Origin of the sequence: Primorskyibacter aestuariivivens, from assembly GCF_028023675.1 — a bacterium.
Classification (GTDB): domain Bacteria; phylum Pseudomonadota; class Alphaproteobacteria; order Rhodobacterales; family Rhodobacteraceae; genus Marinovum; species Marinovum aestuariivivens.
In genome coordinates this window covers 85,946-110,263 of sequence record NZ_JAQIOZ010000006.1, presented here as the reverse complement: position 1 = coordinate 110,263, position 24,318 = coordinate 85,946, and the positions used below count along the sequence as shown (strand labels likewise).

The window sequence follows — 24,318 nt, the reverse complement described above, 5'->3', positions numbered from 1 at the left end:
GGGAGGGACGAGGCAATGCCGAGTCTTAAGGACCTTAAAAACAGGATCGAGTCGGTCAAATCGACCCGCAAGATCACCAAGGCCATGCAGATGGTGGCCGCCGCAAAACTGCGGCGGGCACAGGAAGCCGCCGAAATGTCGCGCCCGTATACAGAACGGTTCAATGCCGTGATGGCGGGTCTCGCGGCCTCGGTGGGGGACAGCGACAGCGCGCCGAAACTGCTTTCGGGCACCGGCGCCGACGATGTTCATCTGCTTGTGGTCATGACAGCCGAACGGGGCCTGTGCGGTGGTTTCAATACCAACATCGCCAAGCTGGCCCGCGCCCGCGCACAAGAGCTCAAGGCCAAGGGCAAGACGGTCAAAATCCTGACCGTCGGCAAGAAAGGCCGCGACGTTCTGAAACGCGACTTTGGCGACAATTTAGTGGGGCATGTGGACCTCAGCGAAGTCAAGCGGATCGGCTATGCCGATGCGCAAGGCGTCGCACGCGAAATTCTTGGCCGCTTCGATGCGGGCGAGTTCGACGTGGCCACACTGTTCTATTCAAAGTTCGTCAACGTGGTGACCCAGACGCCCACGGCGCAACAGATCATTCCCGCGGCGTTCGAAGAGCAGGAAGGCGACGAAGCCTCCACGCTCTACGATTACGAGCCCAGCGAAGAGGCCATCCTGGCCGACCTGCTGCCGCGCGGCGTGGCGACCCAGATCTTCTCGGGTCTCCTGGAAAATGGCGCCTCGGAGCAGGGCGCGCGGATGTCCGCCATGGACAACGCGACCCGCAACGCTGGCGAAATGATCGACAAGCTGACGATCGAGTACAACCGCTCGCGTCAGGCCGTCATCACCAACGAACTGATCGAAATTATCTCGGGCGCTGAAGCGCTCTAAGAACCGGAGACGAAACATGGCAAACGCACAAGGCAAAGTGACTCAGGTCATCGGCGCCGTTGTCGACGTACAGTTTGACGACGAGCTGCCGGCGATTCTGAACGCTCTGAACACCGACAACAACGGCAAGAAACTGGTTCTTGAGGTTGCTCAGCACCTGGGCGAGAACACAGTCCGCACCATCGCGATGGACGCGACCGAAGGTCTCGTTCGCGGTCAGGAAGTGACCGACACCGGCGCACCGATCTCGGTGCCGGTTGGCACCGCCACTTTGGGCCGCATTCTGAACGTCACCGGCGAGCCCGTTGACGAAAAAGGCCCGGTCGAAGCGGACGAGTACCGCCCGATCCACGCCCCGGCGCCCGACTTTTCGGAGCAGTCGACAGAATCTGAAATCCTTGTGACGGGCATCAAGGTCGTTGACCTGCTGGCCCCGTATTCCAAGGGTGGTAAGATTGGTCTGTTCGGCGGTGCCGGTGTGGGCAAGACTGTTCTCATCATGGAACTGATCAACAACATCGCCAAAGTGCACTCCGGTTTGTCGGTGTTCGCGGGTGTGGGTGAACGGACCCGTGAGGGCAACGACCTCTACCACGAGATGATCGAATCCGGCGTTCTGACGCCTGACAACCTGACCGACTCCAAGATTGCCCTGTGCTTTGGCCAGATGAACGAACCTCCGGGTGCGCGTGCCCGGATCGCCCTGACCGGCCTGACCATGGCGGAACAGTTCCGCGATGCGACGGGTACGGACGTTTTGTTCTTCGTGGACAACATCTTCCGCTTCACACAAGCGGGCTCCGAGATGTCGGCCCTTCTGGGTCGTATCCCCTCCGCTGTGGGCTATCAGCCGACGCTGGCCACCGACATGGGCGCGATGCAGGAACGCATCACCTCGACCAAGAACGGCTCGATCACCTCGATCCAGGCGGTCTACGTGCCCGCGGACGACCTTACCGACCCCGCGCCTGCAACCACCTTTGCGCACCTTGACGCTACAACCGTTCTGTCGCGTGCGATCTCCGAGCTGGGCATCTACCCAGCCGTGGACCCGCTCGACTCGACATCGCGTCTGATGGACCCGCAGATTGTGGGTGAAGAGCACTACAAGGTGGCCTCTGACGTTCAGCAGATCCTTCAGCGCTACAAGTCGCTGCAGGACATCATCGCCATTCTCGGCATGGACGAACTGTCGGAAGAAGACAAACTCACCGTGGCACGTGCGCGTAAGATCCAGCGCTTCCTGTCGCAACCGTTCGACGTGGCGAAAGTCTTCACCGGCTCCGACGGCGTTCAGGTTCCGCTGGAAGACACCATCGCGTCGTTCAAGGCAGTTGTCGCCGGTGAATACGACCACCTGCCCGAAGGCGCCTTCTACATGGTTGGCGGCATCGACGAAGTGATCGCCAAAGCCGAGAAGATGGCTGCCGACGCGGCCTAAGCGGTTCGGGCGCGTGAGTGATCGCGCGCCCACCCCGCCCCCAAAGGAGGCTACACATGGCAGATGAAATGCAATTCGACCTCGTCAGCCCCGAGCGCATGCTTGCCTCGGAAAAGGTGACAGCGGTTCAGATCCCCGGTGCGGATGGTGACATGACGGCCATGGCCGATCATGCCCCGACCATCACCACCCTGCGCCCCGGCGTACTCAAGGCCGAAGGCCCGTCCGGTACCACCGAATATGTCGTGACCGGCGGTTTCGCTGAAATCGGCGCAAATGGTGTGTCCGTGCTGGCCGAACGCGCCATCCCGCGCAGCGAGATGACCCAAGAGCATCTCGACGAGATGATCGCCGACGCGGCAGCCGCTCACAAGGCGGTCAAGGAAGCGGCCGAGGCCGATCACGGCGCCGTTGACGACGCGGTCAAGCTGGTGGCTGATATGGTCGCTATGGGTGATCATATCGGACTTTCGGCAAATCAACCGAATCTCTGATCGTCCAGCAGCATGGACAGGAAATCGCGGCACGCCTGTCATGGGCGTGCCCTTTTTTGTTGTTTAAGGTCACATTAAGATTGATTTGAAACAGGGAGTGTCGACCCTGTTGTTGATGAGGAGCGCAATGCGCAAGTTTCAAAGAGGATTGCTAGGTGTCGATCAGGGCACGGAAATCCTGTTTTCCCATTACGCCTCCGGTGGTGAAATGTGGACCGGCGAAGGCCCGCGCGAGATCCGCAAATCGGTGACATTTTCCGAAGCCTTTGTCTCACCTCCAGTGGTGCAATTGTCCTTCTCACTCTGGGACATGGACAAAAGCGCCAATATCCGTGCCGACCTGTCGTCCGAGAAAGTGACCGAAACCGGGTTCGAGATCGTCTTCCGCACCTGGGGCGACACGAAGGTTGCCCGGATGCGCGCCGACTGGACCGCCATGGGCGAAGTGGCGGGCGAGGATGACTGGGTGATTTCCTGATCCCGGACTTTTTCCCGCCCCCCATAGCCCGCGCCGCCTTTACGCCTATCTCATGAGGCAGTAAACGCAGTGGGAACCGCAATCAGGGGGCATCCATGTCCAACGACCTTTTCAACTCTTTCATGACCGGCCCTGACGAAAAGGGGCGGTTCGGCATCTATGGCGGGCGCTTTGTGTCCGAGACGCTGATGCCGCTGATCCTTGAGCTTGAGGAAGAATACGAAAAGGCCAAAACCGACCAGAGCTTCTGGGACGAGATGAACCACCTCTGGACCCATTACGTGGGCCGCCCCAGCCCACTTTATTTTGCCGAAGGCCTGACCGCGCATCTGGGCGGAGCCAAGGTCTATATGAAGCGTGACGAACTGAACCACACCGGCGCGCATAAGATCAACAACGTGCTGGGTCAGATCCTTTTGGCGCGGCGCATGGGCAAGACCCGCATCATTGCTGAGACCGGTGCCGGGCAGCATGGCGTGGCCACCGCCACGGTCTGTGCCAAGTTCGGGCTGAAATGCGTGGTCTATATGGGTGCCCATGATGTGGAGCGTCAGGCCCCCAATGTGTTCCGCATGCGCCTACTGGGTGCCGAGGTGATCCCGGTGACCTCCGGGCGTGGCACGCTCAAGGACGCGATGAATGACGCGCTGCGCGACTGGGTGACCAATGTGCGCGACACGTTCTACTGCATCGGAACCGTCGCAGGCCCGCACCCGTACCCGGCCATGGTCCGCGATTTCCAGTCGATCATCGGCAAGGAAGCCAAGGAACAGATCATGGCGGCTGAGGGCCGTTTGCCCGACACGATCATTGCGGCGATTGGCGGTGGGTCAAACGCGATGGGCCTGTTCTTTCCCTTCCTCGATGACAAGGAGGTGTCGATCATCGGGGTTGAGGCAGGCGGCAAAGGCGTGGACGAAAAGATGGAGCATTGCGCCTCGCTCACTGGCGGGCGACCCGGCGTGCTGCATGGCAACCGCACCTACCTGTTGCAGGACGACGACGGACAGATCCTCGAAGGCTATTCGATTTCTGCCGGTCTCGATTATCCGGGTATCGGGCCCGAACACAGCTGGCTGCATGACACGGGCCGCGCGCAATATGTGTCTGTCACGGACAAGGAAGCGCTGGAAGCATTCCAGCTCAGCTGCGCGACCGAGGGCATCATCCCCGCGCTGGAGCCCTGCCACGCGCTGGCCCATGTGACCAAGATCGCGCCAGAGCTGCCCGCCGATCACATCATCATCATGAACATGTGCGGCCGCGGCGACAAAGACATCTTCACCGTCGCCCGCCATCTGGGCTTCGACATGTCAGGCCCCGAGGGCCGCTCGGTCGAATAACTCTGTCACGCGGCGATTTCCGGACCGGGCGATGCGGGGCTGGTCCGGTGTCGCGCCGTAAACCACAGTTTATTTACACAAACCGGGGTTTATGGCACCCCGCCTAAACCTTGCTTGCATATCTTTTCATCTCTCCACGGCTCTCAATAGCCTACGCGATCCACAAACGGACGCGACCCGGCCATGCAAGGAGAGAGCCATGAAAATCAAAATGATGACCGCCATCGCCGCGACGACGTTTCTGACGACGACCGCAGTGTTTTCGCAATCCGTGACGCAGCAGATCGTTGACGAGATGCAGGCGCAGGGATTCGAGACGATCGAGATTAAGGAAGGTCCCACCCAGACCAAGGTGGAAGCGATCCGCGGTACGCTGAAGGTGGAAATCATCTACGACAACGCGACCGGCCAGATCCTGGAGCAGGAAACCGAAACCGTCGGGCCGGGCGATGACACCGCCCCCGGCGTCGAGATCAAGACCGAAGAGGAAGACTTCATCGAAGAAGATGAGCGCGGTGGCCGCGATGACGACGATGATGACGACGACGACCGCGGTGGCGATGACGGCGATGATGACGACGACGACGATGATGACGATGATGACGATGATGATGATGATGATGATGATGATGATGATGATGATGATGATGATGATGACTAAGACAACCTAGGCTAAACTGGCCGACGGATGTTCCGCGGCATTGGTCCGGGTCGCTTGATCTCAGGAGGACGGATGAAACGAAGACATTTTGTTCTTGGTATTTCCAGTCTGTTTGTGGCGGTTTCGACCGCCGCAAACGCCCAGACTGCGACGGACCAGATTGTCGCCCAACTCAGGCGTCAGGGGTATCGGCGGATTGTTGTCCGCCGTACCCTGCTTGGCCGTGTGCGTATCGTCGCCACTGGTCCGGACGGGCGGCGCGAAATCGTCCTCAACCCGTCAACCGGCGCCATTCTCAGGGATTATATCTATCGTGACGACAAAGGGTCGGACGATCACAAAGACGAATTCGACGATCATCAGAAAGACGATGACGACGATGATGACGACGACGATGACCGGGACGACGACAGGGACGATGATCGTGACGACAGCGGCGATGATGATGATGACTAATCCCAGACTGGCCAGGCGCGACTGTTGAAGGGCTTTGTCGGATACGCGCTTCTGGCGGTGCTGCAGCTTGGCTGTGGCATCTTTCTGATCTGGAATATCCTGCCGCCACTGATCGGCGTGAAAGTCGCCCCGGTGTCCTGGGCCGTACTGGAACTGTTCGAAATCGGAGCCATTGTCGGCCTGTTGTTGGGGACCGGCGTCAGTGGCGCGGTTTTGCTGCGGGTGACACGGCAACATCGCAAGGTCGAAGATGCGCTGCGTCTGGCATCGGGCGCGTTCATGGAAGTGGTGGAAGAACGGTTTGACGGCTGGGGGCTGACACCCGCCGAGCGGGATGTGGCGCTGTTCTCGATCAAGGGGTTTTCCACTGCCGAAATCGCCGTGCTGCGCGACACATCCGAAGGCACCGTCAAAGCACAGACCAATGCGATTTACCGCAAGGCCGGGGTGACCGGGCGCTCGCAGCTTCTGAGCCTGTTCATAGAAGAGATGGTGAACGGCCCCGATTCGTGATGGAGGCTGGCCCCTCCTGCGGCTTCGCGTTAAACCGGGCGAAACGCACTTCACGGGGACGCCCATGCCACGCCATCTCATTACCTCCGCAATTCCCTACATCAACGGAATCAAGCATTTGGGGAATCTGGTTGGCTCTCAATTGCCCGCCGATCTCTTTGCCCGTTATCAGCGGGCGCGCGGCAATGAGGTGATGTTTCTTTGCGCCACCGATGAACATGGCACGCCCGCCGAACTGGCTGCGGCCAAGGCGGGTAAACCGGTGGCCGAATACTGCGCCGAGATGCACGAGGTACAGGCGCGTATTGCCGAAGGCTTCCGGCTGTCCTTTGACCATTTCGGCCGCTCTTCGAGCCCGCAGAACCACAAGCTGACCCAGCATTTCGCGGGCGTTCTGGCCGACAGAGGGCTGATCCGCGAAGTCACCGAGACCCAGGTCTATTCCAAGGCCGATGGCCGTTTCCTTCCGGATCGCTATATCGAAGGCACCTGTCCCAATTGCGGCTATGAAAGCGCGCGTGGTGATCAGTGTGACAATTGCACCAAGCAGCTCGATCCCACCGATCTGATCGAGCCTTATTCGACCATTTCCGGCTCCAAGGATCTGGAAGAGCGCGAGACCAAGCACCTGTACCTGTGCCAGTCGCAGATGAAGGACCAGCTTGAGCAATGGATCGATACGCGCGAAGGCTGGCCCATCCTGACCACCTCGATTGCCAAGAAATGGCTGAACGACGGCGATGGGTTGCAGGACCGCGGTATCACCCGCGATCTGGACTGGGGTATCCCGGTCAAGAAGGGGGACGAAGACTGGCCCGGTATGGAGGGCAAGGTCTTTTACGTTTGGTTCGATGCGCCCATCGAATACATCGCCTCGGCCCAGGAATGGGTCGACAGCGGAAAGGGCGACGATTGGGAACGCTGGTGGCGCACCGACAAGGGTGCCGAAGATGTGCGCTACACCCAGTTCATGGGCAAGGACAACGTGCCGTTTCACACGCTCAGCTTCCCCGCCACGATCCTGGGCAGCGAAGAGCCATGGAAGCTGGTCGATTACATCAAATCGTTCAACTACCTGAACTATGATGGCGGGCAGTTCTCAACCTCGCGCGGGCGTGGCGTGTTCATGGATCAGGCGCTGGAAATCCTGCCTGCGGATTACTGGCGCTGGTGGCTGCTCTCCCATGCGCCCGAAAGCTCGGACAGCGAATTCACCTGGGAAAATTTCCAGAGCTCGGTGAACAAGGATCTGGCCGATGTTTTGGGCAACTTCGCTTCACGCGTGACCAAATTCTGCCGCTCCAAGTTTGGCGAAGAGGTGCCCGCGGGCGCAGATTACGGCGATGCGGAGCACAAGCTGATTGCCGATCTGGCCGACAAGCTGCGTGTCTACGAGACCCATATGGAAGCCATGGAAGTCCGCAAGTCGGCCGCGGCGCTGCGCGCGATCTGGGTTGCCGGGAACGAATACCTGCAAGAGGTGGCCCCCTGGTCGACCTTCAAGGAAGACCCTGACAAAGCGGCGGCGCAGATACGTCTGGCGCTGAACCTGATCCGGTTCTACGCGGTGATTTCATCCCCGTTCATCCCCGATGCTTCGGCGGAGCTTCTGACGGCGATGCAAACCGACAAGACCAGCTGGCCCGGGGATCTTGCAGTGGAATTAACCGCGCTGGAACCCGGCCATGCCTTTACGGTTCCGGATGTCACGTTCCGCAAGATCACCGATGATGAACGCGCCGAATGGCAGGAGCGGTTTGCAGGCACGCGGGACTGAAGCGTTTCCTGGAAACACTGTATCGTCAGCGGGCGTATGCGCGTTGGAGCCGAAAACGGCAGACCGCGCATGTTGCCTGAGTTGGGCCGGGAAACGCCATAAGCCGCGCGGTCAGCGCGCGCGGGATGCCTGACGGGGCGCAGCCAGTTCCTGTTCAGCTTCAAGAGTGGCAATGCGGGCGTCCCGGTCCGCCGTGGCGGCGACGCTGTCAGACAGCTCTTGTTTGAGCCGCTCGATCTGCTGCTGCCGTGACACCACCTGCGCCATATTGCGGCGCGCGCACATGGCCCATCCTGCGCACAAGCCCATAACCAACCCGGCCAGCAGCCACAAAACCGACCCAACGCTCATGTCGGCCCCGTTTTCCGGGTCATGCCCATGCAAGAATGACATTGGCCACGTGGTTTGGCCCCAAACACAATCACCATAACTCCCCCCAATCCAGTGCCTCTTCTCACCGGATGTGTCAGGACCAGTCATAGCAGTCGGGTTGCGGCCCTGGGCAAGGGTCAGCCATACGGCAACGGAAAATGCGCGAGAAACCGTTGCAAAACGGTTTCTCCCTGTCCGGTTTCCGCCGAAAAAGTGATCAGATCGCGGCCTTGCGGCTCTCTTCAAGATAGATTTCGCGCAGGCGCTGCGCCACCGGCCCGGGGGTTCCGGTCCCGACTGTCACACTGTCCAGTTCCACCACCGGCATGACAAAGGCCGAGGCCGAGGTGACAAAGGCCTCATCCGCCTCTTTCGCCTCGTCAATGGTAAAGCTGCGCTCTTCCACCTGCATCTGCGCTTCCCTTGCAAAGCGCAGAACGGCAGCGCGGGTGATCCCGTGCAGGATATCGTTGGACAGGGCGCGGGTGATGATCTTGCTGCCCTTCACGATATAGGCGTTGTTCGATGTGCCTTCGGTGACAAACCCGTCTTCGACCATCCAGGCATCATCGGCACCGGCCTTCTTGGCCATCATCTTGCCCATGGACGGATAGAGAAGCTGTACCGTTTTAATGTCGCGGCGGCCCCAGCGCACATCCTCGATCGAGATCACCTTGATCCCCTCTTTCGCAGCCGGGCTATCGGCAAGGCCCGGCTTGTTCTGGGTGAACAGCACCAGCGTCGGCTCGGTCGTTTCGGGATCGGGGAACACGAAATCCCGGTCCCCCGGTGCGCCGCGCGTGACCTGAAGATAAACCAGCCCCTCTTCGATCCCGTTGATCCGCACCAATTCACGGTGAATCTCCAGCAACTCGTCCTTAGAACAGGGCGTCGGCATGTCCAGCTCTTTCAGAGAGCGTTCCAACCGGACCGCGTGACCGTCGAAATCGATCAGCTTGCCGTCGAGCACCGAGGTGACCTCGTAAACGCCATCCGCCATCAGGAAGGCCCGGTCAAAGATCGAGATCTTGGCCTCATGCTCGGGCAGGTACTCTCCGTTGACGTAAACGGTACGGGTCATGGTCATCTCCAATATTCTCTTGGCCGCTTGCTTAGCCCCACAAGGCCGCTTCGGGGGGATGGACCCCTTGCGCATCAAAACGCAGGGGATTGTCCCGGTCTTCGGCCAGAAGCAGCGGGCCGTCAAGGTCCGTGACTGTCGCGCCTTGCGCCACCAGCGTTGCCGGGGCCATGGCGAGCGACGACCCGACCATGCAGCCCACCATCACGTCATAGCCTTCGGCGCGCGCCGCTTCACGCAGGGCCAGCGCCTCGGTCAGCCCGCCGGTCTTGTCCAGCTTGATGTTGACCATGTCATATTTGCCCTTGAGCGCGGGTAACGACGCGCGGTCATGACAGCTTTCATCGGCACAGACCGGCACCGGGCGCGACATGCCGATCAGCGCGTCATCCTCACCGGCGGGCAACGGCTGTTCCACAAGATCCACGCCAAGCCGGACCAGTTGCGGCGCGAGGTCCGCGTAGGCCTCGGTGCTCCAGCCCTCGTTGGCATCCACGATGATACGCGATTTTGGCGCGCCTTTGCGCACCGCTTCCAGCCGGGGCATGTCATCCGGCGTGCCAAGCTTGATCTTGAGCAATGGGCGCTGCGCATGTTGGGCCGCCTGTGCCTGCATCGCGTCCGGTGAGTCGAGCGACAGGGTATAGGCGGTGATCTCTGGCCCCGGCTTGGGCAACCCGGCAAGCTCCCAGACCCGGCACCCGGCCTGTTTCGCCTCAAGATCCCAAAGCGCACAATCCACGGCATTGCGCGCCGCTCCGGCGGGCAACAGCCGTTGCAGGGCCTCTCGCGTGACGTCTTGCGGCAATTGTTCGATCTGGGCTGTCACCGAATCGAGCGTCTCGCCATAGCGCGCATAGGGCACGCATTCACCCCACCCGGTCACGCCACCGCGCGTCACACACACCGTCAGCACCTGTGCCTCGGTCCGGCTCCCCCGCGAAATGGTAAAGACCTGCGCCAGCGGGAACCTGTCCTTGGTGACTGTGAGCATGCCTGCCCCTTCTCTGGCTTGATAAATATCCCCGCCGGAGGCACCCGGCGGCTCCATAAGCGCCTTGGTTTAAAGTGCGAGCAAGGCGTCCACAAGCTTGTCCGCGCCAAAGCGGAACGGATCCGTTGCGGGCAGCCCCATGCGTTCTTCGACCTCGGCCAGATAGGCGCGGGCCTCATCCTCGCTCAGCGCCTTGGTGTTCACAGAAATCCCCGCAACCTGACAGTTCGGGTTCGCCACGCGCGCGATCGGCAGCGCGGTGTCGCGCAAAGTCTCCAATGTGGGCAGTTTGTAATCCGGCAGCCCGCGCATATGGGTCCGGGTGGGTTCATGACACAGGATCAGCGCGTCGGGCTGGCCCCCATGGATGAGCGCCATGGTCACCCCGGAATAGGACACGTGGAACAGGCTCCCCTGCCCCTCGATATGATCCCAATGATCGTCATCATTGTCAGGCGTCAGGTATTCCACCGCACCAGCCATGAAATCGGCAATCACCGCATCCAGCGGCACGCCTTTGCCGGTGATGAGGATACCGGTTTGACCAGTGGCGCGAAAATCGGATTTCAGCCCGCGCTTGACCATCTCCGCATCCATCGACATGGCCGTATACATCTTGCCACAGGAGCAATCGGTCCCGATGGCCAGCACCCGCTTGCCACTGCGTTTCTTGCCGTTGGCGATGGGGTAGGCCACGGTCGGGATGCGCACATCGTGCAGCGTGCCACCATTCACCCGCGCAGCGGCCTGCAACTCGTCTTCGTTGCGCAGGAGGTTATGCAGACCGGCGGCAATATCATAGCCCATCTGAAGCGCCTTCACGAGAACCGCCTTCCATTCCGCCGAGATCACGCCACCTCGGTTGGCCACGCCGATGACCAGCGTCTTGGCACCGGCGGCCAGACCTTCCTCAAGCGTCATATCGGTCAGACCCATATCGGCCCCGCAGCCCTCCATGCGGAACTGTCCAACAGCGTTTTCCGGACGCCAATCCTTGATGCCCTGTGCCACCTTGGCGGCAAGCTGGTCCGGCGCGTCGCCGAGGAAAAGCAGGTAAGGTGTCTGGATCATTGGGGCAGCCTCCGGTCGCGGTTTCATAGCCCAACGGTAGCATTCCTGCCGCGCAAGTCATGGCCGAATACGTCAGCCCTGACGACCAATTCACAAGCTTCTTGCGCAAGTTTGCGATTTTTCGGGAAATTCTTGCACACAGGACAAGGATCAACGTCAGAATCTGTGACCGATCCGGAGGAACAGAGGACAGCCGTCATTTTTCTGCATCCGCAAAATCCACTTGCGCAGCGCAGCGTAATTTAATATCGAAAGCGCCGAGAAATACGCAATTTCATTACATCGGAGCCCCGGCATGTCCTTCCGCATCCAACCCGCCGCCCCTGCCCGCCCCAACCGCTGCCAGCTGTTTGGCCCCGGGTCGAACACCAAGCTCTTTGCCAAGATGGCGGCCTCGGCAGCGGATGTGATCAACCTTGATCTCGAAGACAGCGTCGCCCCTACGGATAAAGACGTGGCCCGTGCCAACGTAATTGAAGCGATTGGCGCCTATGACTGGGGCAACAAGACGCTGAGTGTACGCATCAACGGGCTGGACACGCCCTATTGGTATCGCGATGTCGTGGACCTTCTGGAACAGGCGGATGAGCGTCTGGACCAGATCATGATCCCCAAGGTGGGCTGTGCGGGCGACATCTATGCCGTTGACGCTCTGGTCACCGCCATTGAGACCGCCAAGGGCCGCAAAAAGAAAATTTCCTTTGAGGTGATCATCGAATCCGCCGCGGGCATCGCCCATGTCGAAGAAATCGCCGCTGCCTCGCCCCGTCTTGAGGCGATGAGCCTTGGCGCGGCCGATTTCGCCGCCTCCATGGGCATGGCGACCACCGGCATCGGCGGGACGCAGGAAAACTACTACATGCTGCGCGACGGCGAAAAACACTGGTCCGATCCGTGGCACTGGGCGCAGGCCGCCATCGTTGCTGCGTGCCGCACCCATGGCGTGCTGCCGGTGGACGGACCGTTTGGCGATTTCTCGGATGATGACGGGTTCCGCGCGCAGGCGCTGCGCTCGGCCACGCTGGGCATGGTGGGCAAATGGGCGATCCACCCGAAACAGATCGCATTGGCCAACGAGGTCTTCACCCCGTCGGAGGAGGCCGTGACCGAAGCGCGCGAAATCCTTGCCGCTATGGAACAGGCCAAGGCCAATGGCGAAGGCGCCACCGTTTACAAGGGGCGTCTGGTCGATATCGCTTCGATCAAACAGGCCGAAGTGATCGTACGTCAGGCCGAAATGATCGCCGCATCCTGATAACCGATCCTTAGATTATTTGGTTTAACACCATGCGGCCTGGACCAGTTCCGGGCCGCTTTTGGGTTTTGGGGACCGACGTCATGACACCACCGCTCACGCTCCTTCACTCCGCCGAAGTGCATTGCAAAACCTTTGACGATCTCCGCAACGACATCGCCCCCAGCGCACGGATCACCCATGAGGTGCGCGCCGATTGGCTGGCCCGGGCGCGGCATGAGGGGATGACGCAGCAGCTTGCCGCCGAGATTCGCAAAGCTGTGAAATCGGCCCCCGGCCGGGTCTTGTGCACCTGCACCACGCTGGGCGAGGCCGCGGTCGAGGCGGGCGCGATCCGGATCGACCAGCCGATGATGGCCGCAGCCGCAGAGGGCAATGGGGCCATCCTGCTGGTCTGCGCCCTGCACAGCACCGTTGAACCAAGCCGCGATCTGCTGGCAGCGAATCTGAAGGACGCGGGCAATACCGCCCCCGTCACGACGCTGGTTCTGGAAGAATTCTGGCCGCTGTTCGAGCGCGGCGACACCGCCAATTTCTGTGCCGCCATCGCCGCCGCCGTGATCGAGGCCCTGGCCGCGCGCCCTGATTTCGAGACCGTCGTGCTGGCCCAGGCATCAATGGCCGGTGCCGAACATCTGCTCGATGGTTGCGGGGCTCGCGTGCTGGCGTCACCCGAACTGGCCTTGCGCGCCGCATTGGAGCTGTTTTAGGCGCGCTCATCCTTAGGCGATCCCATCACCACGTAGGACGTGATGGAATTCACCTGCGCCAGCGTGCCCAGGACATCCGTATGAAACACTTTGTAGGCGGCCAGATCGGCGCATTCGACCCGCAGGAGGTATTCGATTGAGCCGGTGATATTGTGGCACTCCAAGACTTCGGGCGCGCGCGAAATGGACCGTTCAAACGCCTCTTGTGACGCCTTGGAATGGTCCGACAGGCCGACACCGATATAGGCCACAAAACCACGACCCGTCTTTGCGCGATTGACCACAGCGCGATACCCCTCGATCACCGCGTCGCGTTCCAAGGCCGCCACCCGGCGCAGGCAGGCCGATGGCGAAAGCCCAACCCGATCTGCAAGCTCGATATTCGTGATCCGCCCGTCGCGCGACAGCTCGCGCACAATCATGTCGTCTATTTGATCCATGACAGCATTATGTTGTGAAATTGTTCAAAATAACAGGATTTTCGCAATCTAAAGCCACTTGAAACGCGGTATTGTTGCGACATGACACTCGACCTTCTTATTGCCCTGTCTCTTTTTTGCGCGGCCACGCTGTTCACCCCGGGGCCCAACAACCTCATGCTGATGGCATCGGGAGCAAACTTCGGACTGCATCGCAGCCTGCCGCATTTGACCGGAGTTGCGCTGGGTTTTCCGCTGATGATCATCCCCGTCGGGCTGGGCGTGATGAAAGTCTTTGACCTGTGGCCGCCCGCCTACACGATCCTGATGACCGCGTCGGTTTTCTACCTGCTCTATCTTGCCTGGAAGATCGCCAACGCAGCGCCCCCGGAACACGCCGATGCCGAGGCACGGCCCTTGACCTTTCTTCAGGCAGCGGCGTTCCAATGGGTCAACCCCAAGGCATGGTCCATGGCGCTGGGGGCGATCACGCTTTATGCGGCCAGCCGCGATCTGGTTTCGATCCTTTGGGTATCCGGAAGCTTCGCCGTTCTCGGAACCGTCTCTGCGCTGGTTTGGGTCACCCTCGGCACTGGCGTCCGGCGCATTCTGGCCGATCCGAAACGACTGCGCCTCTTTAACTGGACCATGGCGGCCCTACTGATTGCGTCAATGATCCCGGTTCTGATCGGGTAGCGCAGATGTTGCATCCGAGGCCCACCCGCGCCATATAGCCCAGACCAAGCACGGAGCGACAGATGGCGCATTACCTCGACTTTGAGAAACCGCTCGCCGAAATCGAAGGCAAGGCCGAAGAGCTGCGCGCCATTGCCCGGCAAAGCGATGATCCGATGGATGTCGAAGAGGAAGCCAACGCACTGGACCGCAAAGCCGCGGACATGCTCAAATCGCTCTACAAAGAGCTGACCCCATGGCGCAAATGCCAGGTTGCCCGCCACCCCGAGCGTCCGCATTGCAAAGACTATATCGACGCGCTCTTTACCGAATTTACGCCGCTTTCCGGGGATCGGAATTTTGGCGAGGACCAGGCTGTGATGGGCGGGCTTGCCCGGCTGAACGATACTCCGGTGATGGTGATCGGCCATGAAAAGGGCCATGACACCCAATCCCGCCTGCGCCGGAACTTCGGCATGGCGCGCCCCGAAGGCTACCGCAAGGCCATCCGCCTGATGGAAATGGCTGACAAATTCGGCCTGCCGGTCATCACGCTGGTGGACACGCCCGGCGCCTACCCGGGCAAAGGCGCGGAAGAGCGCGGCCAGTCCGAAGCGATTGCCCGTTCGACCGAAGCCTGTCTTAGCCTTGGCGTGCCCCTTGTCTCCGTGATCATCGGCGAAGGCGGTTCCGGCGGCGCGGTGGCCTTTGCCACGGCCAACCGCGTGGCCATGCTTGAGCATTCGGTCTATTCGGTGATTTCGCCCGAAGGCTGTGCCTCGATCCTGTGGAAAGACGCCGAGAAAATGCGCGAAGCCGCGCAAGCGCTGCGGCTGACCGCCGAGGACCTGCACAAGCTGGGGGTCTGCGACCGGATCATTCCCGAACCGCTGGGCGGTGCACAGCGCGATCCCGAAGGTACGATCCGTACAGTGGGCCGGGCGCTGAAGCAGCTGTTGGACGAGTTGTCTGGCAAGGACGCGGGCACGCTGCGGGCGGACCGTCGGCGGAAATTCCTTGAACTCGGGTCCAAGGGTCTGGCCGCGTAGCGATTTCCTCCTAGGAAATCGATCCGAAATCTTTCAAAGATTTCGGCGACTTACGCCGCAAGCATGCGCAACCCTTGCGTCACGTCCGAGCGCACGGCAAGCCGCAGCCCCGGCTCATCGCCCGCTTTCAGCGCGGCGATGATCAGCCGGTGGTAATGCGGAGCCTCTGTTCGCCGCAACCGCCCGTAAAGCGCCCGCATCGTCGGTCCCAGTTGCAGCCAGACGGTTTCCGCCATGGCCAGCATCGCCGGGGCCTGCGCACGCAGGTAGAGCGTCCTGTGAAACTCCAGATTGGCCCGGATATAGCCAACCGCATCCCGGTTCGAGATCACCTCGGAAATCGTGCCATTGATGCTTTGCAGCCGGTCGATCAGCGCGATATGCGCCCTTGGCATTGCCCGGCTGGCCAATTCGACCTCGATCAATGCGCGCAGCGCGGCGAGCTCCTCGATTCGCTCGTTGCTCAGTTCCGGCGTGCTGACCCGCCCCGAACTGGACAGCGACAGCGCACCTTCAGCCACAAGTCGCCGGACCGCTTCGCGCGCGGGCGTCATGGAGACGCCGAATTCCGTCCCGATGCCCCGCAATGTCAGCGCCACACCGGGGGCAAGCTCGCCATACATGATTTGCGACCGCAAACCGCGATAGACCCGATCATGGGCGGACGGGGCGGCATCGGATTTCGGATTGATCAGCATTGCGCCATTGTGATCACAAAAACGCAGACCCGCAAGAGGCGACCTGATCAATCAAAACGAATGCGGTGAAGTTCCATACCGTCTTGGCGCAGCCAGCGCCGCGGCGCGGAATAGTCCCCGTATATCCGCTCAACGGTTTGCCAGAAGGCGGATGAGTGATTCATCTGCTCCAGATGCGCCACCTCATGCGCCACGACATAGTCGAGCACATCACGCGGTGCCATGATCAACCTCCAGGAATACATCAACGCCCCCCGGGACGAACACGATCCCCAGCGCGAACGCGTGTCGCGCAGTGTGATGCGGTTGTAGGACCGTCCCAATCGCGCCGCGTACAAATCAGAGGCTTCGGCAAGACGTGCACGCGCCTCCGTTTTCAGGAACCCCTGCAAGCGTGCCGCCACACGGTCATCCTTTGTGGGCACATGAATTTTGCCATTCCGGCGGATCACCGAACGCCCTTGCCCCGCGACAATCTCGTGCAGCACCCCCTCAATGGGAAGCGTCTGTCCCAGCGCAACCTGAACCGGAGCACCCTGGGCATCAAGATGCCGACGCAACCATGCTTCCTTGTCTCGGGCAAAGGCCTGCGCCTCGGTATCCCGCACAATGTCCGGCACCGTCAGCGTGACCGTGGCATCCAGTGATGATATCCTGAGTGTCATGCGCCGCGCCCGCGCGGAGCGGCGCAGCTTTACCGTCAGAGGCGGGTTGCCCGGGAGGGTCAGATAGCCCATATGAAGGTCCTTGAAACATGCATGTGCAGGTATCGTGCCAAAGGCTTTGACAGCGCTCCGGACTTATGGCAGGACGCCGCGATCACCCGCAAGACCCAAGATGGAAAGGGGTTCCGATGCCCAAAGAAGAATGGGGTACAAAACGCGTTTGCCCGACCACTGGCAAGCGGTTCTACGATCTGAACAAAGATCCGATCGTCAGCCCGTATACCGGCGAAACGGTTGAAATGGAAAACGGCAAGAGCCGCATGATCGCCGCAGACGCCGAAGATGCCGCATCGGTCAAGAAATCCACTGCATCTGAAGACGACGTGGTTCTGGACGATGATGATGATGATGCGGTCGATGTGGATCTGGGCGATGACGTTCTGGATGACGACGACGACGAGGATAATGTCTCGCTCGACGAAATCGCAGATGTCGCGTCGGATGACGACGATAGCTGATCAATAGAAAAGTAGAGGCGCGGTGCAGATTTCCGCTTGATCCTGCCCGCGCCTTTGCATAAACCGCACGCCACGGGCACGCAGCAGCGTGCGACCGGATCGGGGCCTTAGCTCAGTTGGGAGAGCGCTTGCATGGCATGCAAGAGGTCAGGGGTTCGACTCCCCTAGGCTCCACCAAATCCCCCCCAAATCGAGGACTGCTACTGACGCCGCCGCATTCGGTTCGATTGCGCGCCTCAGCACCATTCCGCGCGCCCTTTATTCCGTTCTTTTCGCAGATCACTCCTATTTTCAAACATTTCAGAAAAGAGCTGTCGCGTCTTTCCGGGTGGATCGGGCATGCCCGGAACCGCATATAATTCGGAGAGAATTATCGCCTCCGGGAGCACTCATGAATAACAGCTACTATGCACAGCGCGGCGGACATCCCGGGCAGGAACAGCTTTTAACCGACAGGGCGGTCTTCACCGACGCGTATGCCGTGCTCCCAAAAGGCACGATGCGGGATATCACCACCAGCTTTCTTCCGTTTTGGAACGAAACGCGGCTATGGGTGATCGCGCGGCCTCTGAGCGGGTTTGCCGAAACCTTTTCGCATTACATCATGGATGTGCAGCCCGGCGGCGGATCGGACCGGCCCGAGACGGACCCCGAGGCGCAGGGTGTGTTGTTTGTCGTGAGCGGCGAAGCCACGCTGAGCGTTGGGGACGCAACCCATGTTCTTACCCCCGGCGGCTATGCCTATCTTCCCGCCGGGAACGCGTGGACTCTTCACAACCACGGCACGGACGCGCTCAGCTTCCACTGGATTCGCAAAGCCTATCAGGCGGTGGACGGGCTCGACGCGCCGGATGTGCTTATCCTGAACGAAAACGATATCGCGCCCACGCCGATGCCCGGAACAGACGGCAAATGGGCGACCACACGATTCGTGGACCCCGCCGACCTGCGCCACGACATGCATGTCACCGTCGTGACGTTTGAGCCGGGGGCGGTGATTCCCTTTCTTGAGACCCATGTCATGGAGCACGGGCTCTATGTTCTGGAAGGCAAGGCCGCCTACCGGCTGAATACCGACTGGGTCGAGGTCGAGGCCGGAGATTACATGTGGCTGCGCGCCTTCTGCCCGCAAGCCTGTTACGCGGGCGGGCCGGGCCGGTTCCGCTACCTGCTTTACAAGGACGTGAACCGGCACATGCCGCTGCGGCCCCTGCGTTAATCTGCGGGCTCCCCGCCAATTGCTTTTGTCAGGTCCCGGGCTGCTTCGATCACCGGGCGGCTCAAGCGTTCCACGTCTTCACGCCGCACGCGGCTGGTGGGGCCGGACACGGAAATACCCGCCACCGCTTCGCCGTTCATGTCGAACACGGGCGCAGCAATGCACCGCATGCCTTCGTTCTTTTCTTCGTCATCCAGCGCGTATCCGCGCCGCCGGATAGCAGCCAGATCAGCCCCCAGCAATGCAGGGTCGGTCAGCGTATGTTGCGTGAACGCCTCCAGCCCACGCCCCCGCAGAACCCGGGCCAGCCGGGGCTTGTCCATCTGCGCCATCAACGCCTTGCCAATTCCCGACGCATGCATGGGGGACAAAGTCCCGGGCGGAAAAAACGCCCGGATCGTGGCGGGCGTTTCCACCTGACTGACAAAAAGCACAGCGGTTTCGCGTTCGACACCCAGATTTGCGGTCTCGCCGGTTTCCTCCATCAACCAGCGCAGGATCGGACGGGCGCGCTCAACAAGGCTGGTCCGGCGCAGAAAGCGCGCGCCTATGACAAAAGCCTGTGGGCCGATATGCCAAAGCTGTTCCTGCGGCTCAAACTCAACAAGCCCGCGCCCTTCCAACGTGATCAGGATGCGGTAAACCGTGGCCGGGGACTGCCCCGTTTCTTCGGCCAGCGCGGTCAATGCCTTGCCCGGCCCCTGGCTCAGATGATCGAACACCGCCATGGCCCGATCCAGCGACTTGATGGTGTTCTGCTCGGTCTTGTCATGCCAGCCACGGGGTCGGCCGCGCTGTCGACGCTGGGATGAATCTGCCGGGGACATGGGCGGCGCCTCCATAATTGAAAACCATTTTCACAATATAAAAAATTTAACCTACTGACAATAATGTAAAAACAAGCGCGTGGCCATTTTGAAAGCCAATTTCAAAAATATTTCGCGCGACCTGATGCTTGGCTAGTGTCCCCTCCAACGATCCAAGGAGACCGCCATGAGCTTTCAGAACCCCGTTTTCATCCCGGGCCCGACCAACATTCCCGAAAGCCTGCGCAAGGCTTGTGACATGCCAACCATCGACCACCGGTCGCCATTGTTCGGGCAGATCCTGCATCCGGCCCGCGACGGGGTGCGCAAGGTGCTGAAAAGCGAACAGGCCGAGGTGTTCATTTTCCCATCGACCGGAACAGGCGGCTGGGAAACCGCGCTGACCAACACGCTGTCCGCCGGAGACAAGATCCTGGCTGCGCGCAACGGCATGTTCAGCCATCGCTGGATCGACATGTGCCAGCGTCACGGGCTGGATGTGCAGGTTGTTGAGACACCTTGGGGCCATGGCCTCCCGGCGGATCGCTATGAGGAAATCCTGACCGCCGATACAGGCCATCAGATCAAGGCGGTGCTGGCCACCCATAACGAGACTGCAACCGGCGTGAAATCCGATATCGCTGCGGTGCGCGGCGCGTTGGACGCAGCTGGCCATCCCGCCATGCTCTTTGTCGATGGCGTGTCCTCCATCGCATCCATGGATTTCCGCATGGACGAATGGGGGGTCGATGTTGCGGTGACCGGGTCGCAAAAGGGCTTTATGCTGACCGCCGGTCTTGCCATTGTCGGCTTTTCGCCCAAGGCGATGGCGGCCACGAAAACCGCAAAACTGCCCCGCACCTTTTTTGACGTGCATGACATGGCCAAAGGCTATGCGAACAACGCCTATCCCTACACCCCCGCAGTGGGCCTGTTGAACGGGCTGAACGAAGCCTGCCGCATGTTGCTGGACGAGGGGCTGGAAAACGTGTTCGCCCGCCACACCCGTATTGCCGAGGGCGTGCGCGCGGCGGTGGACGCATGGGGTTTGGAGCTCTGCGCCGCCGATCCTTCGGTTTATTCCGACACGGTCAGCGCGATCCGCACGCCCGACGGCTTCAACGCCACCGATATCGTGACCCATGCGGCGGAGAAATACGGCGTCGCCTTTGGCGTGGGTCTGGGCGAGGTTGCGGGCAAGGTGTTCCGCATCGGCCATCTCGGATCGCTCACCGATGTGATGGCGCTGTCCGGGATCGCCACCGCCGAGATGTGTATGGTGGATCTGGGGCTGGATATCAAACTGGGGTCCGGTGTGGCCGCAGCGCAGGAGTATTACCGCGGCCATGGTATCGAAGTTCAGAAGGATGCCGCATGATGAAGGACATGGACATGTATATCCCAACCTATCAGGACATGCTCGAAGCCCATGAGCGTATCAAACCGCATATCCGGCGCACGCCCGTGCGGGTTTCGGATTACCTCAATGAGCTGACCGGGGCGGAGCTGTTCTTTAAATGCGAGAACTTCCAGGAGCCGGGTGCGTTCAAAGTGCGCGGCGCCACGAATGCGGTGTTCGGGCTGGACGAGGCACAGGCGGCCAAGGGCGTGGCGACTCATTCCTCGGGCAACCATGCGTCGTGCCTGAGCTACGCTGCCATGCTGCGCGGCATCCCCTGCAACGTGGTCATGCCGCGCACCGCGCCGCAAGCCAAGAAGGACACGGTGCGTCGCTATGGGGGCGTCATCACCGAATGCGAGCCGTCGACCACCTCGCGCGAGGCGACCTTTGCCGAGGTGCAGGCCGCGACGGGCGGCGATTTCGTGCACCCCTATAACGACCCGCGCGTCATTGCCGGGCAAGGGACGTGTTCGAAAGAGTTCATGGAACAGACCGGCGGGCTCGACATGGTGGTTGCGCCCATTGGCGGCGGCGGGATGATTTCCGGCACCTGCCTGACCCTGTCGACGCTGGCCCCCGAAACGCAGGTCATCGCGGCTGAACCCGAACAGGCCGACGACGCCTATCGCAGCTTCAAGGCCGGTCACATCATCGCCGATGACGCGCCCAAGACCATCGCGGATGGCCTGCTGGTCCCGCTGAAAGAGCGGACCTGGCATTTCGTGTCGCACCATGTGTCCGAGATCTACACCGCCTCGGAACAGGAGATCATCGACGCGATGAAACTGACCTGGAAGCATCTGCGCATCGTGATGGAACCGTCTTCGGCGGTGCCGCTGGCCTGTGTGCTGAAGAACCCGGACGCGTTCCGCGGCAAGCGCGTCGGCATCATCGTGACTGGCGGCAATGTGGATCTGGACAAACTGCCGTGGTTGGCGGCCTAAGGGAGCAAGGGAATGAAAGATATGGACAATCTCGACAATTTCGAAGTGGGTTTCGACATCCCGGCCAAGCCCGGAATGGATGAGGCTGACATCCAGACACCGGCGCTGGTGCTGGATCTCGACGCGCTGGAGCGCAACATCAAGAAGATGGGCGACTATGCCAAGGATCATGGCATGCGCCACCGCACCCATGGCAAAATGCACAAATCCGTCGATGTGCAGAAGCTTCAGCAAGAGCTGGGCGGCGCCTGTGGCGTCTGCTGCCAGAAAGTATCCGAGGCTGAGGTCTTTGCCCGGGGCGGCATCACCGATGTGCTGGTGTCTAACCAGGTGCGTGACCCGGCCAAGATCGACCGGTTGGCCCGTATGCCGAAACTGGGCGCGCGCACGATATGCTGTGTCGATGATCTGGCCAATGTGGCCGACCTGTCCGCCGCTGCTGTCAAGCACGGCACCCAGATCGAATGCCTGGTCGAGATCGACTGTGGCGCGGGCCGTTGCGGTGTGACCACCACGCCCGAAGTCGTGGAGATCGCCAAGGCCATCGACGCGGCCGAGGGTCTCAAGTTTGCGGGCATTCAGGCCTATCAGGGCGCGATGCAGCATCTGGACGACTATAACGAGCGCAAGGCCAAGATCGACGTGGCCGTGGCCATGGTCAGGGACGCGGTCGACACGCTCAAGGCCGAGGGTCTGGACTGCGACATCGTTGGCGGTGGCGGCACCGGGTCTTACTACTTCGAGTCGAACTCGGGCGTGTATAACGAGCTGCAATGCGGCTCCTATGCCTTCATGGATGCCGATTACGGTCGCATCCTCGACAAGGATGGCAAGCGCATCGACCAAGGCGAATGGGAAAACGCCTTCTTCATCCTGACCAGCGTGATGAGCCACGCCAAGGCGGACAAGGCCATCGTGGATGCGGGTCTCAAGGCGCAATCGGTCGATAGCGGATTGCCCACCGTCTATGGCCGCGATGATGTCGAATACATCAAGTGTTCGGACGAACATGGCGTTGTCATGGACCCCACCGGCGCTCTCAAGGTCAACGACAAGCTCAAGCTGGTGCCCGGCCACTGCGATCCGACCGCCAATGTGCATGACTGGTACGTTGGCGTGCGCGGCGGCAAGGTCGAATGCGTCTGGCCTGTGTCGGCGCGCGGGCGGGCTTACTGATTTCGAACAGGCGTTGCCTGTCCGACCGGGCGGGGGCTCTGCCCCCGTCCATTGGGCTTGAACCAATGGCGCCGCAATGAACGGCCCCCGAGGTATTTTCAAACAGAAGAAGAGGCAGGGTTTCGCCCTGATAGAACCCGATGTGGATTGTTCCTGAGAAAGAGATCGCGGGTCTGATGACCCGCGAAGCGGCGTTTGATGCCGTGGAGAAAGTGTTTGCCGCCATGGCAGCGGGGGATGCTTATAACTTCCCCGTCGTGCGCGAGGCCATCGGGCATGAAGATGCGCTTTATGGCTTCAAGGGCGGCTTTGATCGCGCGGGCCTGACGCTGGGCCTCAAGGCCGGTGGCTATTGGCCAAACAACCTCGAAAAACGCGGACTGATCAATCACCAATCCACCGTGTTCCTGTTTGATCCGGACACGGGGAAACCCTCGGCGATGGTGGGCGGCAACCTGTTGACCGCGCTCAGGACCGCTGCGGCGTCCTCGGTGTCGATCAAGCATCTGGCGCGCAAGGATGCCAAGGTCATGGGCATGGTGGGCGCAGGGCATCAGGCAACGTTCCAGCTGCGCGCAGCCCTTGAGCAGCGCCAGTTCGAGAAAGTCATCGGCTGGAATTATCATCCTGAGATGCTGCCCAATATCGAAAAGGTCGCCACCGAGGCCGGTGTGCCGTTCGAGGCAGTCGATCTGCCCGGCATGGTCGAAGCGGATGTGATCATCTCGATCACCTCGGCCTTTTCGCCGTCCCTCATGGCTGACCATGTCAGCCCCGGTTGCCACGTCGCCTGCATGGGCACCGACACCAAGGGCAAGCAGGAGGTCGAGGCCGCGCTGCTGGCCCGTGCAACCGTTTTCACCGACGAGGTCGCGCAATCCGTCAGCATCGGCGAGGCGCAGCACGCGGTGGCCGAAGGGTTGATCCGTGAAAGCGACGTCAACCAATTGGGCGCCGTGATCAACGAGACCCATCCGGGACGCACCTCGGACGATCAGATCACGCTGTTCGATGGCACCGGCGTCGGCCTTCAGGACCTTGCTGTGGCGGCTGCGGTGGTCGACCTTGCCGTGGAAAAGGGCATCGCGATCGAGGTCGATTTCTGACCTGACACTTTCCAGGCAAGCCAACAGGAAACCCCCGGGCATCGCGAGATACCCGGGGGTCTTTTGGTTGTGAGGGGGGCATGTCTGCCCGCCCGGTTTATTCT

General features: G+C 60.9%; 27 protein-coding genes and 1 tRNA gene. 20 read left to right on the top strand and 8 right to left on the bottom strand.

The annotated features are described in order from the left end of the window. The first annotated feature begins 15 nt into the window (after positions 1-15). The 9 genes from PGB28_RS07900 to metG all read left to right on the top strand — a co-directional run bounded on the left by PGB28_RS07900 (position 16) and on the right by metG (position 8,054). On the top strand, positions 16-891 hold the full coding sequence (locus PGB28_RS07900) for a F0F1 ATP synthase subunit gamma (protein ID WP_271420963.1): 876 nt from the start codon (positions 16-18) through the stop codon (positions 889-891). A gap of 16 nt (positions 892-907) precedes the next feature. Next, entirely contained in the window at positions 908-2,332 is a 1,425-nt protein-coding gene (gene atpD / locus PGB28_RS07895; protein ID WP_271420962.1) for a F0F1 ATP synthase subunit beta, read from the top strand. Between the two features lie 56 nt (positions 2,333-2,388). Beyond that, the gene (locus PGB28_RS07890) at positions 2,389-2,826 is read left to right on the top strand and encodes a F0F1 ATP synthase subunit epsilon (RefSeq protein WP_271420961.1); all 438 of its coding nucleotides are present in this window, start codon (positions 2,389-2,391) and stop codon (positions 2,824-2,826) included. 127 nt (positions 2,827-2,953) lie between these two features. Next, on the top strand, positions 2,954-3,304 hold the full coding sequence (locus PGB28_RS07885) for an H-type lectin domain-containing protein (RefSeq protein WP_271420960.1): 351 nt from the start codon (positions 2,954-2,956) through the stop codon (positions 3,302-3,304). Positions 3,305-3,399: 95 nt separating this feature from the next. Further along, on the top strand, positions 3,400-4,647 hold the full coding sequence (trpB, locus tag PGB28_RS07880; RefSeq protein WP_271420959.1) for a tryptophan synthase subunit beta: 1,248 nt from the start codon (positions 3,400-3,402) through the stop codon (positions 4,645-4,647). A gap of 199 nt (positions 4,648-4,846) precedes the next feature. After that, on the top strand, positions 4,847-5,308 hold the full coding sequence (locus tag PGB28_RS07875) for a PepSY domain-containing protein (protein ID WP_271420958.1): 462 nt from the start codon (positions 4,847-4,849) through the stop codon (positions 5,306-5,308). Positions 5,309-5,380: 72 nt separating this feature from the next. Then, positions 5,381-5,764, top strand: a complete 384-nt coding sequence (locus PGB28_RS07870) for a hypothetical protein (protein ID WP_271420957.1) — start codon at positions 5,381-5,383, stop codon at positions 5,762-5,764. 24 nt (positions 5,765-5,788) lie between these two features. Then, the gene (locus PGB28_RS07865; protein WP_271420956.1) at positions 5,789-6,277 is read left to right on the top strand and encodes a helix-turn-helix transcriptional regulator; all 489 of its coding nucleotides are present in this window, start codon (positions 5,789-5,791) and stop codon (positions 6,275-6,277) included. Between the two features lie 64 nt (positions 6,278-6,341). After that, complete coding sequence (gene metG / locus PGB28_RS07860; RefSeq protein WP_271420955.1) at positions 6,342-8,054, top strand: methionine--tRNA ligase; 1,713 nt, start codon at positions 6,342-6,344, stop codon at positions 8,052-8,054. A gap of 111 nt (positions 8,055-8,165) precedes the next feature. On the opposite strand, the gene PGB28_RS07855 is transcribed toward metG, so the two are convergent. The 4 genes from PGB28_RS07855 to dgcN all read right to left on the bottom strand — a co-directional run bounded on the left by PGB28_RS07855 (position 8,166) and on the right by dgcN (position 11,572). After that, entirely contained in the window at positions 8,166-8,447 is a 282-nt protein-coding gene (locus tag PGB28_RS07855; RefSeq protein WP_271420954.1) for a hypothetical protein, read from the bottom strand. 196 nt (positions 8,448-8,643) lie between these two features. Further along, positions 8,644-9,507 carry a D-amino-acid transaminase gene (locus tag PGB28_RS07850; RefSeq protein ID WP_271420953.1) on the bottom strand — a complete coding sequence of 288 codons (864 nt, stop codon included), beginning with the start codon at positions 9,505-9,507 and terminating at the stop codon, positions 8,644-8,646. 31 nt (positions 9,508-9,538) lie between these two features. Beyond that, a complete protein-coding gene (gene dgcA / locus PGB28_RS07845; protein WP_271420952.1) occupies positions 9,539-10,501 on the bottom strand; it encodes an N-acetyl-D-Glu racemase DgcA in 963 nt (320 codons plus the stop codon). A 69-nt stretch (positions 10,502-10,570) separates the two neighbouring features. Next, entirely contained in the window at positions 10,571-11,572 is a 1,002-nt protein-coding gene (gene dgcN / locus PGB28_RS07840) for an N-acetyltransferase DgcN (protein WP_271420951.1), read from the bottom strand. 295 nt (positions 11,573-11,867) lie between these two features. Here dgcN and PGB28_RS07835 point away from each other — a divergent pair, with 295 nt between their 5' ends. Further along, positions 11,868-12,827 (top strand): L-malyl-CoA/beta-methylmalyl-CoA lyase, encoded by a 960-nt coding sequence (locus tag PGB28_RS07835; RefSeq protein WP_271420950.1) that lies wholly within the window; start codon positions 11,868-11,870, stop codon positions 12,825-12,827. An 83-nt stretch (positions 12,828-12,910) separates the two neighbouring features. Then, complete coding sequence (locus PGB28_RS07830) at positions 12,911-13,537, top strand: hypothetical protein (protein ID WP_271420949.1); 627 nt, start codon at positions 12,911-12,913, stop codon at positions 13,535-13,537. Here PGB28_RS07830 and PGB28_RS07825 read toward each other — a convergent pair. Beyond that, positions 13,534-13,977: an Lrp/AsnC family transcriptional regulator gene (locus PGB28_RS07825; protein ID WP_271420948.1), complete on the bottom strand. Its 444-nt coding sequence runs from the start codon at positions 13,975-13,977 to the stop codon at positions 13,534-13,536. The two genes, PGB28_RS07830 and PGB28_RS07825, sit on opposite strands and share 4 nt — an antisense overlap. A gap of 81 nt (positions 13,978-14,058) precedes the next feature. Here PGB28_RS07825 and PGB28_RS07820 point away from each other — a divergent pair, with 81 nt between their 5' ends. Continuing rightward, entirely contained in the window at positions 14,059-14,652 is a 594-nt protein-coding gene (locus tag PGB28_RS07820; protein WP_271420947.1) for a LysE family translocator, read from the top strand. A gap of 62 nt (positions 14,653-14,714) precedes the next feature. Further along, the gene (locus PGB28_RS07815; RefSeq protein WP_271420946.1) at positions 14,715-15,680 is read left to right on the top strand and encodes an acetyl-CoA carboxylase carboxyltransferase subunit alpha; all 966 of its coding nucleotides are present in this window, start codon (positions 14,715-14,717) and stop codon (positions 15,678-15,680) included. 50 nt (positions 15,681-15,730) lie between these two features. Here PGB28_RS07815 and PGB28_RS07810 read toward each other — a convergent pair whose 3' ends face one another. Beyond that, a complete protein-coding gene (locus PGB28_RS07810; protein WP_271420945.1) occupies positions 15,731-16,378 on the bottom strand; it encodes a GntR family transcriptional regulator in 648 nt (215 codons plus the stop codon). Positions 16,379-16,425: 47 nt separating this feature from the next. Further along, on the bottom strand, positions 16,426-17,115 hold the full coding sequence (locus PGB28_RS07805; protein WP_271420944.1) for a M48 family metallopeptidase: 690 nt from the start codon (positions 17,113-17,115) through the stop codon (positions 16,426-16,428). Positions 17,116-17,231: 116 nt separating this feature from the next. Here PGB28_RS07805 and PGB28_RS07800 point away from each other — a divergent pair, with 116 nt between their 5' ends. The 3 genes from PGB28_RS07800 (at position 17,232) to PGB28_RS07790 (ending at position 18,780) form a co-directional block, all read left to right on the top strand. Then, on the top strand, positions 17,232-17,561 hold the full coding sequence (locus tag PGB28_RS07800; RefSeq protein ID WP_271420943.1) for a TIGR02300 family protein: 330 nt from the start codon (positions 17,232-17,234) through the stop codon (positions 17,559-17,561). Between the two features lie 101 nt (positions 17,562-17,662). Beyond that, positions 17,663-17,738, top strand: a tRNA-Ala gene (locus tag PGB28_RS07795). 214 nt (positions 17,739-17,952) lie between these two features. Next, positions 17,953-18,780, top strand: a complete 828-nt coding sequence (locus PGB28_RS07790) for a bifunctional allantoicase/(S)-ureidoglycine aminohydrolase (protein WP_271420942.1) — start codon at positions 17,953-17,955, stop codon at positions 18,778-18,780. On the opposite strand, the gene bhcR is transcribed toward PGB28_RS07790, so the two are convergent. Beyond that, positions 18,777-19,607, bottom strand: a complete 831-nt coding sequence (bhcR, locus tag PGB28_RS07785; protein ID WP_408636231.1) for an HTH-type transcriptional regulator BhcR — start codon at positions 19,605-19,607, stop codon at positions 18,777-18,779. The two genes, PGB28_RS07790 and bhcR, sit on opposite strands and share 4 nt — an antisense overlap. A 166-nt stretch (positions 19,608-19,773) precedes the next feature. Between bhcR and bhcA the strand changes: the two genes are divergently transcribed. The 4 genes from bhcA (at position 19,774) to bhcD (ending at position 24,214) form a co-directional block, all read left to right on the top strand. Then, positions 19,774-20,964, top strand: a complete 1,191-nt coding sequence (gene bhcA / locus PGB28_RS07780) for an L-aspartate--glyoxylate aminotransferase BhcA (protein WP_271420940.1) — start codon at positions 19,774-19,776, stop codon at positions 20,962-20,964. Continuing rightward, positions 20,964-21,932 carry a beta-hydroxyaspartate dehydratase BhcB gene (gene bhcB / locus PGB28_RS07775; RefSeq protein WP_271421178.1) on the top strand — a complete coding sequence of 323 codons (969 nt, stop codon included), beginning with the start codon at positions 20,964-20,966 and terminating at the stop codon, positions 21,930-21,932. Before bhcA ends, bhcB begins: the two co-directional genes overlap by 1 nt. A gap of 12 nt (positions 21,933-21,944) precedes the next feature. After that, on the top strand, positions 21,945-23,108 hold the full coding sequence (bhcC, locus tag PGB28_RS07770) for a 3-hydroxy-D-aspartate aldolase BhcC (RefSeq protein ID WP_271420939.1): 1,164 nt from the start codon (positions 21,945-21,947) through the stop codon (positions 23,106-23,108). A 140-nt stretch (positions 23,109-23,248) separates the two neighbouring features. Then, the gene (bhcD, locus tag PGB28_RS07765) at positions 23,249-24,214 is read left to right on the top strand and encodes an iminosuccinate reductase BhcD (RefSeq protein ID WP_271420938.1); all 966 of its coding nucleotides are present in this window, start codon (positions 23,249-23,251) and stop codon (positions 24,212-24,214) included. The last annotated feature ends 104 nt before the right edge of the window (positions 24,215-24,318 follow it).